The sequence below is a fragment of the Bradyrhizobium sp. P5_C11_2 genome, assembly GCF_054049755.1.
In genome coordinates this window covers 1-13,884 of the sequence record NZ_JBFULT010000141.1, presented here as the reverse complement: position 1 = coordinate 13,884, position 13,884 = coordinate 1, and the positions used below count along the sequence as shown (strand labels likewise).

The following is a 13,884-nucleotide window of genomic DNA, read 5'->3' as shown; positions in this document are numbered from 1 at the left end:
GCTCGGTCCTCGGCAGCGCGCGATTGAGCGCGGTCGCGAAGGCGACGGCGACAACGCCGGCCGCCGCAAGGAAGGCCGAGCGGCGCAGCAGCGAGCCCTTCACCGCCCAGGTGATGCCGGCGACGACGCCGGCAATGCCGAGCCAGCCGGCGACGATGCGCGGGCGCACGTCGTCAAGCATGCCGGAGACGACGAGGCACAGCATGGCGCAGAGCAGCGCAGCATAGGCGAACCAGGGCTCGCCGGCCGCGGAAGCCGGCCAGATCGGCGCCGCGATCAGCACGAGCCCGATCGAACATGCTGCAAGGATTTCACCCGCGCGCTTCGTGAGCGCGGCGGACGCGAGCGCAAGGATCACGCCCGCAGCCCCGCACAGGATCGCCCACAGCGGCTGGGCGGGCACCGTGCTGGTCCGGAAGCGGATGATGTCGTCGACCGTTGTCACCTCCAGGACAGCGACGACGGCCAGCGAAAATGCTCCGTAGATCGACAGAACGGACCCGAGGCGGAGCGCCCGCGGCGACGGCGCAGCTGCAATCGCGAGCCCGGCGCCGAACAGCAAGGCCGCACCGTTCGCGAGCACGAATGACGGCTGGATACCGTCGAATTCGAAGCGAAGCGACGTCGCGATCCACCACGGCAGCACGGCAAGCGCGACGAGATGGGCGGCGACGCGGGAATTCCAGGCGAAGGCGAGAGCGGCGGCGATGAGCCAGACCGCCACGAACGGAAGATGCAGGAGGTCCGGCGCGTCGTAGCTGCGCATGCAGGTCCAGATGCAGGCAGCCACAAGACCGACCGCAAGCGCGCCGCGCGAGCCGGTGAGCAGTGCGGTCGCGAACGCGCCGATCGACCACAGCAGCATGCCGCCGGCAAAGTCATCGCCCAGATGATACATCTGGCCGACCAGCGCGATGCCGGCGCCAAAGACGATCGCACCGATGCTGGCGCAGAGATCGGCGAGAACCGGCCGCCGCGTGCTGGCGAACCACGCTCCGAGGCCGCCGGCGACAACCATGCCGGCGATCAGGATCGCGAACCGCAGCAGCCGCGCGATTTCGGTCCAGTGCGCCGCGACGAAGGCAAGGAATGCGGCCGCGATCAACAGGCCGCCGACGATGGCGACGACCACGGCGATGTTGATGCCGGGCGAGAGCGGCGGCAGCGCGTTGCGGATATTGATGGCGGCCGCAGGCGCGATAACGCCATCGGCCTCCCATTGCGCAAGATCGGCTTCGAGGCGCTGCCGGTAGGTCTTGTCGAACATCGTGACGGATCACCTGGCTCTCGGCCGACCGGCGGGATGTTGCTAGGGTCGGGCCGCACCGGTAGCAGGTTCAACCTATCACCGGGCAGCGGGTTGTCGATTGCGGCGCAGTTAGCCGACGAGGCTCCGCTCGCGGATCGCCTGCGCGCCCGCCAGAATGCCGCGCTGGAGCGCGCGGGCGGCGGGCGAGAGATCGCGACCGATGCGCCAGATCAGATAGAGCTCGCGCTCGATCACGGGCTCGACCAGCTTGCGCCAGGTCAGCACGGGATGGCTGGCCTCGGGCCAGGCGAGACTCGGCAGCGGCGCCACGCCGACACCGGCTTCGACCAGCGCCAGCAGCGTCGCCGGATGCTCCGCCTCGTGGATCGGCGTGCCCTGACCGAGCTCGGCGACACCGCGCTCGATCTCGAGCCGGATGCCGGTGCCGCTTGCCATCACCACGAGGCCGGCCTTCGACGCTTCCGCCCAGCTCACAGCGTCGCGCGCAGCCAGCGGATGATCGCGGCGCATCACCAGCGCGAAATTGTCGACGAGCAGACGCGTGGCGTCGAGCTCGGGATCGTCGCCGGGGACGTTGGCGATGCCGAGATCGGCATCGCCGCCGCGCAGCGCGGCAAAAATCTGATGTCGCGAAATCTCCTTCAGCGTCACCGCGACCATCGGATGCTCGCGCTGAAACGCCGCGAGTACGCGCGGCATCAGCCGCAACGCCACCGACGGTACGCAGGCGACGGTGACGTGACCGCGGCGATGTTCGCGCAGATCGCGCAGATCCTGGAGCTGGCGATCGAGATCGGCGAGCAGGCGCTGAATGCCCGGCATGAAATCCGCGCCGACCTTGCTGAGCTGAAGTTTTCGCGTGGTGCGGTCGAGCAATCGGACACGCAATCCGTCCTCGAGCTGGCGCACCGCCTGRCTGACGGCGGATTGCGACATCCCGAGCGCGCGCGCCGCAGCACTGAAGCTGCCCGTCTCGACCACCCGGACGAAGGCGCGGAGCTGCTTCAGGTCGATCTGATCTATCAGCATAGCTTATAAATATATCTCTCTATTCCGGATTGTTAATGAAAATCTCCAATGCAAGGATTTTGGGCGAAGACCGGGAACGATCATCAATTAGGCAGACCAGGGCGTAACCCACTGTTCTGACAAGTCAAAGGACTGGGACGTGATCAACAGACGCGACCTCATGAAATATTCGCTGCTGGGGGCAGCGACGGCGCCGCTGACGGGCCTCGCCACCCCGGCCTTCGCCGCCGGAACCAAACTGGCGGTCGTYGAGGCGCTTCGGCTCGGCATGTACAACTCTCTCTATGTGGCCGCGGACAAGGGACTTTTCGCCAAGCACGGCCTGGACATTGACTTCTCCACCGCAGGCGGCATCGCGCTGCCGGTGCCGATCCTGCTCTCCGGGCGCGGCCAGATCGGCGTGACCAGCCCGGGCATGTCGGTCAACGCGGTTCGCGAGGGCGGCAAGATCAGGAACATCGCAAAAATCGTCGGTGGCGTGTCGATGTGGGGCATCGCCAAGCCTGACAGCAAGATCAAGTCGATCGACGATCTGCGCGGCAAGACCATCGCCACGCTGAAATTCCCGTCCTCGACGATCCAGGTGCCGACCTTCGCGATCAAGACCGTCGGCAAGTTCGATCCCAAGGACGCCGGCGTCACCTTCCTCGAACTTCCGACGGGCGCGCAGGCGGCCGCTGTGAAGGATGGCCGCGCCGACATCGCCACCGCCTTCGAATGGGATGTCAGCATTGCCGCCGAGCAGTTCGGCCTCGTGCCCGTGCTGTCCTTTGCCGACGTGCTCGGCCCGCTCTGCTTCACCACCGCAATGGCGACGGAAGAGACCATCGCCAGCAATCCGGCTGCCGTGCAGGGCTTTTGCAACGCGATCGCAGAAGCGCAGAAGCTGATGCACGACAACAACGCCGTCTTCACCGAGGTCGCCGAAAAATTCTTCCCGAAGGTGACGCCTTCGGTCGTCGCCAGCGCCACGAAGAACTTCTTCGGCTCCAAGACCGCGATCCCGCGCAACCCCACGATCTCCGCGGACGAATGGGATCGCGCGATGCAGCTCGAACAGGGCGGCGGCGCGGTGCAATCCGTCCTTCCCTATGCCCAGATGGTCGACAACCGCTTCGCCGAGCAGGCGACCAGGCAGTTCGGGCTGGCGTGATGGTGGTGAATACTTCTCCTGCGCGCGAGCCGCGCTACGTCACCCTGCCGGCGCGGCCCGAGCCGCTCCGGCTCGCGGTCGACGAGACCGCTTTGGTCGTCGTCGACATGCAGAACGCCTATGCCTCGCCGAACGGCTATCTCGACCTCGCGGGCTTCGACATCTCCGGCGCCAAGGCCGCGATCGCGGCGATTAAGGACGTGCTGGGTGTCGCGCGCGGCGCGGGCGTTCCGGTGATCTTCTTCCAGAACGGCTGGGATCCCGATTATGTCGAGGCCGGCGGGCCGGGCTCGCCGAACTGGCACAAGTCGAACGCGCTGAAGACGATGCGCAAGCGGCCCGAACTGCAAGGCAAACTGCTCGCAAAAGGCGGCTGGGACTACGCGCTGGTCGACGAATTGCAGCCGAAGCCCGGCGACATCGTGGTGCCCAAGACCCGCTACAGCGGCTTCTTCAACAGCCAGTTCGACAGCATTTTGCGCGCCCGCGGCGTCCGCAATCTCGTGTTCTGCGGCATCGCCACCAATGTCTGCGTGGAATCGACGCTGCGCGACGGTTTCCACCTCGAATATTTCGGCGTGATGCTGGAGGACGCGACGCATCAGGCCGGCCCCGACTACATCCAGAAGGCCTCCGTCTTCAACATCGAGACATTTTTCGGCTGGGTCTCGACCGCGAGCGATTTCCGCCGCGCCTTTGCCCAGACCGAAGCCGTTCCAGCACATGAGGAGACGCTATGACCGACCGCGCGATCATTCCACCCGGCACCCACGCCCCCATCGCCCCGTTCTCGCCGGGCATGATGGCCGACAACGTGATCTACGTCTCGGGCACGCTGGCATTCGACGCAAACAACGACGTCGTCCACGAGGGCGACGCGGCGGGCCAGACCCGGCACATTCTCGAGACCATCAAGCGCGTGCTGGAGACGGCAGGCTCGAGCCTCGCCGACGTCACCTTCAACTCGATCTTCATCACCGACTGGGCGAACTACGCCGCGGTCAACAAGGTCTATGCCGAGTATTTTCCGGGCGAGAAGCCGGCGCGCTATTGCATCCAGTGCGGCCTGGTGAAGCCGGCCTGCCTGGTCGAGATCGCCTCGATCGCGCACAAGAGGCCGTGAGGTGGCCGTGCTCGATGCCGGCCAGGCCGCGGTGACGGCCGCGCGGTTCAAGCTACCGTCCGCGCTGCGGATCGCGCTGCTCCAGATCGCACTCCTGGCTGCACTGCTCGCGGCCTGGGAGCTTGCGATCCGCTTCGGCCTCATCGCTGTCTATCTCTACGGTCAGCCGAGCGGCATCATCGCCAAGGCGGGCAAGCTGATCGGCAGCGGCGAGCTGTTGCGCGACGCGGCGCTCACCGCATGGGAGGCGATCGCGGGCTTTCTGATCGGAACGGTGCTCGGCAGTGCGGCCGGGCTCGCGCTCTGGCTGGTTCCGACCGGCGCCGCGGTGTTGCGGCCTTATCTGGTCGCGCTCAACGGCCTGCCGAAGATCGCACTGGCGCCGCTGATCATCGTCTGGTTCGGAATCGGCATCTCCTCGAAGATCGCGATCGCCGCGATCATCACCTTCATCGTCGCGGTCATCACCGCGCTGCAAGGCGCCAAGGAGGTCGATGCCGATCTGGTCAAGCTGTTGCGCTCGCTTGGCGCCAGCCGGCTGAAGACCTGGCGCACCGTCATCATCCCCGGCGCGATGCCGTGGATCGTCGCTGCCTTCCGGCTCAATGTCGGCTTCGCCCTGATCGGCGCCGTGGTCGGCGAGTACATCGCCTCCAAGGAAGGCCTCGGCTACATGATCTACTATGCCGGCGTGCTCTACGACCTCAACGCGGTCTGGGTCGGCATCGCCACGCTGATGGTGGTGGCGCTGCTGATGTATGGCGCGATCGACCTGATCGAACGGCGCCTGCTCTCCTGATCCGCAACCACACCCCTCCAATATCCGGGACGTCATGGCTTTTGCACGCGGCGAGGACGCCGACATCTATTACGAAATTCATGGGCGCGGCACGCCAATCGTGCTGTCGGCCGGCATGGGCGGCAGCGGCTCGTTCTGGACGCCGCAGCTCGATGCGCTCGCGAAACATCACCAAGTCATCCTCTACGATCACGTCGGCACCGGCCGCAGCGCGGCCGGCCGCCGCAGCATCGCCGGCATGACCGACGACATCGTCTGCGTGCTCGACCACGCCGGCGTCGAGGCGGCGCATCTCGTCGGCCACGCCATCGGCGGCATYGTCGGCATCGAGCTCGCGCTGCGCCACCCAAAGCGGCTGCGCAGCCTCGTCGTCATCAACGGCTGGGGCCGCGCCGATCCATTCCTGCGACGCTGCTTCGAGATCCGGAAAGCACTGCTCAACCAGTCCGGACCGCAGGCCTATGTGCGCGCGCAGCCGCTGTTCCTGTATCCGCCGCAATGGATCTCCGAAAACATCGCCCATCTCGACGCGGAGGAGGAGCGCATCCTGAAGCATTTCCCGCCGGTGGCGACGATGATCCAGCGCATCGACATGTTCCTGGCGTTCGAGGGCGGCAAGCGCCTCGCCGAGATCAACGTGCCGACGCTGCTGGCGTCGGCGAAGGACGATGCGCTGGTGCCGGCCTATCTCACCCGTGAACTCGCCGCCGCCATTCCGCAGGCGCGGGTGCACGAGGTCGATTGGGGCGCGCATGCCTTCACCGTGGTCACGCCGGGCATCTTCAACGATACGCTGCTCGATTTCTGCAAGGAGGTGGACCGATGAATGCGCTCGCGCAGGACCTCACGCGCACCACGGACGCCGCACCGGTCGTGCTGCGGGCCGAGAATGTCGGCGTCACCTTCGACGGCGGCGGCCGGCCGGTCGAGGCGATCCGGAAAGTCGATTTCGAGCTCAACCGCGGCGAAACGCTTGCGATCGTCGGTCCCTCCGGCTGCGGCAAGTCCACGCTGTTCAATGCTATTGCCGGCCTGTTGCGGCCGACCCGCGGCCATGTCGAGGTCGGAGGCCGGCGCGTCGGCGATGCCGCCGGCCATGTCGGCTACATGCTGCAAAAGGACTTGCTGCTGCCCTGGCGTAGCGTGCTCGACAACGTCATGCTTGGCCTCGAGGTCCGAAAGACGCCCAAGGCTCGTGCGCGCGAGATCGCGCTGGAGCTGATCAAGACCTATGGCCTCGCCGGCTTCGAGCACACGAAGCCAGCGGCGCTCTCCGGCGGCATGCGCCAGCGCGTCGCCATCATGCGCACGCTCGCCTTCGACCCCGAGGTGATCCTGCTCGACGAGCCGTTCTCGGCGCTGGACTTCCAGACCCGTCTGCTGATGCAGGCCGACGTCGCCCGCATCATCGCCGAGCGCGGCAAGAGCGCCATTCTCGTCACCCACGACATCGGCGAGGCTATCGCCATGGCCAACCGCGTGCTGGTGCTGAGCGCCCGGCCGGCAACGGTCCGCGCGCTGCACGTGATTGATCTGCCCCGCGCCGGCCGCGATCCGGCGGCGTTGAGGACGGATGCGCTGTTCCAGGATTATTTTGCGAAGATCTGGGCGGATCTGGAGAAGCCGGCGGGGGTGGCGTGACGCCGGGCCTAGTTCGCCTTGATGCCGGCCTCGTTGATGAGCTTGCCCCATTTCGTGCTTTCGCTCTGAATGAAGCTGCCGAACTGCTCCGGCGAGGTCGGGGCGGGCTCGGCACCGAGGGTCCGGATCTTCTCGGCCACCGACGGGTCTTTCAGGGCTTTCACGAAGGCTTCGTTCAACCGGCCGACGATATCGGCAGGCGTGCCGGCCGGAGCAACGAGCCCGAACCAGCCCACGGATTCGAAGCCTGCAATGCCACTCTCGGCGAGCGTCGGCACATCGGGCAAGGATGGGAGGCGGCGCACTGAGGAGACGCCGACGGCGTTGAGCTTGCCTTCGAGGATCAACTGCCTCGATGCGGGAATGTCCAGCACCGCGAAGGGGACATGGCCGGCGAGAACATCGACCGTCGCCGGTGCGGTCCCGCGATAGGGGACCAGTTCCATCGTGATCCCCGCCTTCTGCGTGAACAGCGCGGCGGTCAAATGCATGGCCGTCGAATTGCCACCATGTCCGATCGACAGCGCGCCGGGCTTGGCCTTGGCGAGCGCGATCGTCTCTGCTGCATTGTGCGCAGGGACGTTCGCGGACGCGACCAGCACAAAGGGTATTTCCGCAAGCAGGGTGATGGGCACGAGATCCCTGGGGTCGAACGGCATCGACGGATTGAGGTGCAGGTTCACCGTCAGGGCGCCTGCCGGCGCGACGCCGAGCGTGTAGCCGTCCGGCTTGGCTTGCGCGACCGCGGCCATGCCGATGTTRCCTCCAGCGCCGGCGCGGTTCTCGATCACGAGGCTTTGCTTGAGCTCGGCCGTGACCAACGGCTCGAGCGCGCGGATCACGGTATCGGCGCTGCCGCCGGGCGRGAAGGTCACGATGATCTTGATCAATTGCTCCGGGTAGGCGGCTTCGCCCGCCTCCAGCGGCAGCACGGCGAAAATCGCGGCCGTCAGCACGGCCAGAATGCGGCGCCTTGCAACGTGAAGCACGTTCCCCTCCCAATGCATTTTTCGTTCGTGGCCAACGGCCGTCAGGCCGGCAGCTTGATGTTCCTCTACGCCGCCGCGCCGGTGAGACGCGCCAGCAGGCCTTGCGGATTTTCGGGCGCGGCCGGGCCGCGCCAGGCGATGTGCTGGTCGGGCCGTACCAGCACGAGCTTCTCTGCATAGGCGCCGTTGGCCTCATCCGGCGCGATGTCGACCAGCGCGAGCGGCATGCCGCGCTCTCCTGCGGCCGACAGCAGCGGCGTCACATCGATCGCCGGATCCAGCCGCAACAGTGTGTAGCCCGGTCCGAATGCGTCGTAGAGCGATCGTCCGTCGCGCAGGAACACATGCGGCGCGCGTGCGCCCGGCACGGTGGAGGGCGTAAAACTCCCCATCGCGTAAGCCGGTGGCGTCTCGCCGTCATAGGCGATGATCGGAGAGGCATCGTAGTAATAGCCGAAGTTCAGCCCGGCGCAGCAATATTGCTGGACGTTGAGTTCGTAGGCCGCCTTGGCCAGCGCTGCGCGCGCCGCGTGCCCGCGCGGCGTGTCGTCCTCGATCTCCGCCGACACGCCGCCGCGCTGCGCCATCATCTTCATCGCATGATCCATCGCGAACCGCGACACCTGTTCGGTGATGGGCTGACGCTCCGCCTCGTAAGCATCGAGGATCGAAGCCGGCGCCCACCCGTTCAGATGCGCCGCCAATTGCCAGCAGAGGTCGACGGCGTCCGCAATGCCCGCATTCATGCCGTAGCCGGCATAAGGCATCCACAGATGCGCGGCGTCGCCGCAGATGAAGACCCTGCGGTCGCGGAAGCGATCGGCCACGAGGCGACGCCCGACCCAGTCCTCCTTGCTGAGGACCTTGTACTCGAAGCGCTCGTCGACGCCGAGAATGGCACGGATCGCCCAGTCGCGATCGACCGAATCGAACTCCGGCTCGTCGGGCTTGAGGTGGTTGTGGATCAGCCAGCGGTTGTGACCGTCGATCGCAACGGTCGTGCCGGAGCGTCGCGGGTTGAGCGAGRGCACCATCCAGGCCGGCTTGTGCGCACCCATCAGCTGCTTGAGTTGCGGGGCTTCGATGAAGGTCGATTGCACGCGCTGGATCACCGGCGTCCCGGACAGGCTCGCGCCGATCGATTTGCGGACGAGGGAACGGCTGCCGTCGCACCCGATCACGAAGCCGGCTTCGATGCGGAGCGAACTCCCGCTGTCGAGATTGCGTGCGAGGGCGACCACGCCGTGGTCGTCCTGCTCGATATCAGTGATTTCCGTGCGCGCCAGAATGGTGATGCGCGGCTGGGCTGCGGCGTGGCTGAACAGGATCGGCTCGAGATAGACCTGGTTGATCCGGTGCGGCGGCTCCGGCGTCGGCCACCAGGTATCTGGGCCGCCGGTTGCGCTGTAACGGCGCGCGCGAGAGGGGATATCGATGCGGCAGAGTTCGATGCCGGTCGCCGTGGTCCGGTAGGAGCAATCGTTCGGGAAGTCCGCGGGCAGGCCCGCGTCGCGCAGCTTCGCGGCGACGCCGAGCCGGCGGAAGATCTCCATCGAGCGCGCCGAGACGTGATTGCATTTGACGCTGGGCGGATCGCCGGCGTGGCGGATCTCCGCGACGACAACGTCGATCCCGCGCGAGGCCAGATCCATGGCCGCGGTCAATCCCACGGGCCCGGCGCCCACCACCAGAACCTGTGTCCTCATGCCCGTTTCATCCCCTTGCTGTGCGGCGGATTCTCTGTCCGCGCGGCATGCATTTTATTGCGGGGCCGCTTATGAGATAAGCCAGAAAGAATTCATTAATTCATGAGCTTTGCCTATGAATGTCACCTTGCGGCAGCTACGGGCCTTCAGCGCCGTGTACCGGACGCGCAGCATCACGCGGGCCGCGCGCGAGCTGGGGATCACGCAATCGGCGGCGAGCCTGCTGATCCAACAGCTCGAGATCCAGCTCGGCGTAAAATTGTTCGACCGCTCTACGCGTTCGGTGCAGCCGACGCTGGCAGCCGACGAGGCCTTTCGTGCCGCCGAACGCATGCTGAGCGATGCGCTGGGACTGTCACGGCGCATGCGTGACCTCGCGCAAGCGCGCACCGGCCGCGTCGCTTTTGTCGCCTCCGCCGGCGCCGCATCGGCGCTGCTGCCCCTGGTGCTGGCGAAATTCCGCGCGGCCCATCCCGACATCGAAATCGACATGCGCGACGTCGCCGCCGACGATCTCGTTCCGCGCCTGATCGCAACCGATGCGGAGTTCGCGATCGGCAGCGTGGAGGGTGAATTCGCGGAGATGACGATCGAGACGCTGATCCATGGACGGCTGAGTGTCATCGGCCGCCGCACCGCCGACTTCGCCGCGCGGCGTTCCCTCACATGGGACGAGCTGGCGCAGCTCCCGACGATCGCGATGCGGCGCGAGACACGGATCCGCATGCAGATCGACCAGGCGCTGGGCGCGCAAGGCAAGCGCCTCTCGCCGACCTATGAAGTGACGCTGATCAACACCGCACTCGCCATGACGGCGCAGGGACTGGGGCTTGCCATCCTTCCCGCCACGATGCTGCCGGCCGATCAGTTTCCAACACTGATCGCAAGACCTCTGGTGCGCCCAGCCATCACCCGTCCGGTGTCACTGCTGCAGCGTCAGGGCCGAACGCTATCGCCGGCCGCGCAGGCCTTTGTCACGACAGCGCGGACGGTACTTGCGCAGCAATCGGGGCGGGCGTCTTAAGCAGGAACCGGGGCAGACAAAGGATAATGGCGGAGAGGGAGGGATTCGAACCCCCGATAGGCTTGCACCTATGCCGCATTTCGAGTGCGGTGCATTCAACCACTCTGCCACCTCTCCTGAAGGCGCCATATTAGGAGCAGGGCCCCTGTGGTTGGGGGCGTTAATAGGCGAGGATGGCGGGYCAGACAAGGCGCGAAAGGGGAAAATCCGCTGCCTCTTTCATCCCCATCCCAGCCTTCGGAAGGAACTGCCATGGAGCATCTGACGATCAAGGCCAATGGCGCCGATTTCCATCTGGTCCGCTCTGGCCAAGGCAAACCGCTGCTTTTGCTGCATGGTTGGCCCGAATTCTGGCTGACCTGGGAGCCGGTGATGGACCGGCTGGCCGATCGCTTCACGCTGATCGCGCCAGATCTGCGCGGCTTTGGCGACAGCGACAAGCCATCCGGCCCATTTGGGGCGGACGGTCATGCGGCGGACATGCTGGCGCTGATGGACGGGCTCGGCGTCAGCCGATTCGGCGTCGTCGGCCACGATGTCGGCGGCGCTGTGATGCAGCCCCTGGCCCGCCTGGCGCCGGAGCGGATCCCCGGTCTGTTCTTCTTCGATTTCGTCTATCCCGGCATCGGGCCGCGCATGGCGGCACCCGACCGGCTCAACCACATCTGGTACCAGTCCTTCCACCAGATGGAGATGGCCGTGCGGCTCGTCGGCGCAAGCCGCGAAAACTGCCGGCTGTATATCGGTCACTTCCTGAAAGGCTGGGCGCACCGAAAGAACGCCTTCGATGATGTCCTCGACGCCTTCGCCGACAATTTCTTCAAGGACGGCAATCTCGCCGGCGGCTTTGCGTATTATCGCGCCGCGCATGCCGGGCGTGTCGCGATGATCAAGGGCGAAGCTCCACAGCTGCCGCCGATCGACGTGCCGACCTGCGTGCGCTGGGCCGAGCACGATCCGCTGTTTCCCTATGCGTGGACCGACCGGCTCGGCGAGACGTTCAGCGCGCTCGATCTCGCGATGTTTCCCGGCGCCGGCCACTTCCCACATCGGGAAAATCCCGACCACGCGGCCGCAGAGATCGCGGCGTTCTTTCAGCGCATCGACTGGAGTTGAGTCCGAGTAAGGGGTGGGACCGCCAGACGCGGTAAACACTGGCGGTCCCGTGCCGCTCATTGAAATACTGGCCAGGAAGGGCGGCTTCGCTGGCCAGGTGAGGCGACAAATTCGACCGTACCGGGTGCCCCATGCACCGCAACGCAATCCGTCCCTTAACCTAACCAGTCAAGGTTACTCCTTGTCAGACTTAGCCTTTTTCTTCCCATTCTCGGTAGAATCACGGTCTTTCCCATTGTCCTTGCGGCGGTTGGTGAAGCGCGCGTTGCCGAGCCCGGTGCCGATGGTGAGCACGCCCCAGCGCTCGACATCCTGCATGAACGGTATCTCGGAGAGGCCCTGAACCACGCCGTCATTGTGCATCAGGATCGCGGTGTCGTGCGCGCCGATCTGCGGGATGCCTTCGATCAGGCTCGCCGGCAGGTTGAACTTGCTGCTCTCCCAATTGCCCGGCAGGTTCTGCGCACCCTTCTCGATCGAGCCGTCCGCGTTGATCACGCCGGGACAGGCGATGCCGATGAAGGGCGCGAGCTTGAAGCCCTCGTTTTCGGCCTCGGTGATCAGCCCTTTCAGCATTTTCGTGAGCCGCTTCACCGCGCCTTCGCGCGTCGGCTCGTCATCGGCGTGACGCCACAGCTCGGACTTCCAGACGCCCGCTTTCGAGAGGTCCCTGGCCTTCTTCCAGCGCGTCTCGACCACGCCGCAGCGGATGTTGGTGCCGCCGATATCGACGGCGAGGATGCTGTCATGGGCCTCGAAGATCCAGGACGGCGCCAGATGCAGCGCGCCTAGCAGGCCGGCCTCGTCCGGATGATGGCGGATCGGCCGCATGTCGACCTTGAGATCCTCGGACCTCAGGATGATCTCGGTGCGGGCAATCGCGAGCTCGCCGAGCCGGGAATCGCGAAACCCGCCGCCGACCACGATGCGCTCGGTCTTGGCCCAGGCCTTGGTCTTCAGGAAGCGCCGCGTGACATAGGCAAGCTCCTGGGCGAACTCCTCGATCGCGCTGTGGACCAGCGCGGACGCCTCGGTGTCGTCGCCGACCAGGATGGCATCCAGGGTCTTCTTGCTGATCTCGTCCGACGGCTCGTCGCCGAAGGGATCCTCGCCGGATTTGCGCAAGGGTTTGCGCCAGCGATCGAGCATGTCCCGGAATGCGCCCTTGCTGGCGCGATCACCGAGGAAGCCGTCCTCGTCCTTGATCTCGATGTTGAAGCTGTCGACATCGACCGACGGCAGCCGGCCCGCACCGTGCTGCGCGATGCCCGTCGTGGCGACCAGTTCGTCCGTTGCCATGGGTGCCCTTGCCCGCTTGCGAAATCTTGGGGACAACGGCGCGGGAACCCGTTGGTTGCAAAGCCGGCGGAGAATCGGCTGACGGGCGGGCGGGCGCCAAATCCTTCAAATCCGGGCCTTTTTCGGCGGTTTTCCTTGACTTGCGGCGTCCGGCGGCTATAAGTCCCACACCCGGCGCGGGGCGTTTCTCGCGCCGCTTGTTTTTGCGTGGGTTTTCAAAGGGATAACTCCCGCCCGCACAAAACTCGCATGAACCCATAGCGACTGACAAAAAGCCGGCCCGGACAAACTGTCGCGAGGCCGGGATTGAACACGAAGGAAGAAAACGATGTTCGCAGTCATCAAAACCGGCGGCCGGCAGTACCGCGTCGTTCCGGATGATGTCCTGGAAGTAGGCAAGATCGAAGGCGAAGTCGGCTCGATCGTGCAGCTGAATGAAGTTCTGGTGGTCGGCGGCGACACGCCGATCCTGGGCCTGCCGACGGTCGCAGGTGCGTCCGTGGCGGTCGAGGTGCTCGACCACAAGCGTGGCCCCAAGGTCATCGCGTTCAAGAAGCGCCGCCGCAAGAATTCGCGCCGCAAGCGCGGCTACCGCGACGAGATCACGGTGCTGCGCGTCAGCGAGATCCTGACGGACAACGCCAAGCCCACCAAGGGCCCGCGTCCGAAGAAGGAAAAGGTCGCCAAGGACACGGCGACGGACGAAGCCGCCGCATAAATTGATCACGCCAATTC

14 protein-coding genes and 1 tRNA gene are annotated in these 13,884 nt (G+C 65.8%); 9 read left to right on the top strand and 6 right to left on the bottom strand.

Annotated features, from left to right (window positions below; translation table 11 throughout):
* Together ACXJL8_RS15905 and ACXJL8_RS15900 are read right to left on the bottom strand one after the other, a co-directional pair.
* Nucleotides 1–1,267 (bottom strand): DUF2157 domain-containing protein (locus tag ACXJL8_RS15905; protein ID WP_456685214.1); only part of this gene is annotated, 1,267 nt, incomplete at its 3' end.
* A 111-nt stretch (nt 1,268–1,378) separates the two neighbouring features.
* A complete protein-coding gene (locus ACXJL8_RS15900; protein WP_456623227.1) occupies nt 1,379–2,299 on the bottom strand; it encodes a LysR family transcriptional regulator in 921 nt (306 codons plus the stop codon).
* Between the two features lie 139 nt (nt 2,300–2,438).
* On the opposite strand from ACXJL8_RS15900, the gene ACXJL8_RS15895 reads away from it, so the two are divergent.
* From ACXJL8_RS15895 to ACXJL8_RS15870, 6 genes are read left to right on the top strand one after another with little or no spacing between them, the layout of a single operon-like run.
* Complete coding sequence (locus ACXJL8_RS15895) at nt 2,439–3,452, top strand: ABC transporter substrate-binding protein (RefSeq protein ID WP_456623226.1); 1,014 nt, start codon at nt 2,439–2,441, stop codon at nt 3,450–3,452.
* A 5-nt stretch (nt 3,453–3,457) separates the two neighbouring features.
* The gene (rutB, locus tag ACXJL8_RS15890; RefSeq protein WP_456623225.1) at nt 3,458–4,192 is read left to right on the top strand and encodes a pyrimidine utilization protein B; all 735 of its coding nucleotides are present in this window, start codon (nt 3,458–3,460) and stop codon (nt 4,190–4,192) included.
* Complete coding sequence (gene rutC / locus ACXJL8_RS15885) at nt 4,189–4,575, top strand: pyrimidine utilization protein C (protein WP_456623224.1); 387 nt, start codon at nt 4,189–4,191, stop codon at nt 4,573–4,575. The genes rutB and rutC overlap by 4 nt, the downstream gene beginning before the upstream one ends.
* A 1-nt stretch (nt 4,576) precedes the next feature.
* Entirely contained in the window at nt 4,577–5,374 is a 798-nt protein-coding gene (locus tag ACXJL8_RS15880; RefSeq protein ID WP_456623223.1) for an ABC transporter permease, read from the top strand.
* A gap of 34 nt (nt 5,375–5,408) precedes the next feature.
* Nucleotides 5,409–6,200: a pyrimidine utilization protein D gene (gene rutD, locus ACXJL8_RS15875; RefSeq protein WP_456623222.1), complete on the top strand. Its 792-nt coding sequence runs from the start codon at nt 5,409–5,411 to the stop codon at nt 6,198–6,200.
* Nucleotides 6,197–7,015 (top strand): ABC transporter ATP-binding protein, encoded by an 819-nt coding sequence (locus ACXJL8_RS15870; RefSeq protein ID WP_456623221.1) that lies wholly within the window; start codon nt 6,197–6,199, stop codon nt 7,013–7,015. The genes rutD and ACXJL8_RS15870 overlap by 4 nt, the downstream gene beginning before the upstream one ends.
* An 8-nt stretch (nt 7,016–7,023) precedes the next feature.
* On the opposite strand, the gene ACXJL8_RS15865 is transcribed toward ACXJL8_RS15870, so the two are convergent.
* Together ACXJL8_RS15865 and ACXJL8_RS15860 are read right to left on the bottom strand one after the other, a co-directional pair.
* Entirely contained in the window at nt 7,024–8,004 is a 981-nt protein-coding gene (locus ACXJL8_RS15865; RefSeq protein WP_456685213.1) for a Bug family tripartite tricarboxylate transporter substrate binding protein, read from the bottom strand.
* 65 nt (nt 8,005–8,069) lie between these two features.
* Nucleotides 8,070–9,710 (bottom strand): FAD-dependent oxidoreductase, encoded by a 1,641-nt coding sequence (locus ACXJL8_RS15860; protein ID WP_456685212.1) that lies wholly within the window; start codon nt 9,708–9,710, stop codon nt 8,070–8,072.
* 115 nt (nt 9,711–9,825) lie between these two features.
* On the opposite strand from ACXJL8_RS15860, the gene ACXJL8_RS15855 reads away from it, so the two are divergent.
* On the top strand, nt 9,826–10,734 hold the full coding sequence (locus tag ACXJL8_RS15855; RefSeq protein WP_456623218.1) for a LysR family transcriptional regulator: 909 nt from the start codon (nt 9,826–9,828) through the stop codon (nt 10,732–10,734).
* Nucleotides 10,735–10,761: 27 nt separating this feature from the next.
* Here the strand turns inward: ACXJL8_RS15855 and ACXJL8_RS15850 are convergent.
* A tRNA-Ser gene (locus tag ACXJL8_RS15850) sits at nt 10,762–10,851 on the bottom strand.
* 135 nt (nt 10,852–10,986) lie between these two features.
* Here ACXJL8_RS15850 and ACXJL8_RS15845 point away from each other — a divergent pair.
* The gene (locus ACXJL8_RS15845) at nt 10,987–11,850 is read left to right on the top strand and encodes an alpha/beta fold hydrolase (RefSeq protein ID WP_456623217.1); all 864 of its coding nucleotides are present in this window, start codon (nt 10,987–10,989) and stop codon (nt 11,848–11,850) included.
* 174 nt (nt 11,851–12,024) lie between these two features.
* Here ACXJL8_RS15845 and ACXJL8_RS15840 read toward each other — a convergent pair whose 3' ends face one another.
* Nucleotides 12,025–13,149, bottom strand: coding sequence for an ROK family protein (locus ACXJL8_RS15840; RefSeq protein WP_456623216.1), 1,125 nt, complete (start codon nt 13,147–13,149; stop codon nt 12,025–12,027).
* A gap of 328 nt (nt 13,150–13,477) precedes the next feature.
* On the opposite strand from ACXJL8_RS15840, the gene rplU reads away from it, so the two are divergent.
* Nucleotides 13,478–13,867 carry a 50S ribosomal protein L21 gene (gene rplU, locus ACXJL8_RS15835; RefSeq protein WP_456623215.1) on the top strand — a complete coding sequence of 130 codons (390 nt, stop codon included), beginning with the start codon at nt 13,478–13,480 and terminating at the stop codon, nt 13,865–13,867.
* Nucleotides 13,868–13,884 lie beyond the last annotated feature (17 nt).

Excerpts from the sequence above, each read along its gene's own strand:
- ACXJL8_RS15870 (WP_456623221.1), top strand. The coding sequence starts at position 6,197 with ATGAATGCGCTCGCGCAGGACCTCACGCGCACCACGGACGCCGCACCG.
- rutC (WP_456623224.1), top strand. The coding sequence starts at position 4,189 with ATGACCGACCGCGCGATCATTCCACCCGGCACCCACGCCCCCATCGCC.
- ACXJL8_RS15845 (WP_456623217.1), top strand. The coding sequence starts at position 10,987 with ATGGAGCATCTGACGATCAAGGCCAATGGCGCCGATTTCCATCTGGTC.
- rplU (WP_456623215.1), top strand. The coding sequence starts at position 13,478 with ATGTTCGCAGTCATCAAAACCGGCGGCCGGCAGTACCGCGTCGTTCCG.
- ACXJL8_RS15840 (WP_456623216.1), bottom strand. The coding sequence starts at position 13,149 with ATGGCAACGGACGAACTGGTCGCCACGACGGGCATCGCGCAGCACGGT.
- ACXJL8_RS15855 (WP_456623218.1), top strand. The coding sequence starts at position 9,826 with ATGAATGTCACCTTGCGGCAGCTACGGGCCTTCAGCGCCGTGTACCGG.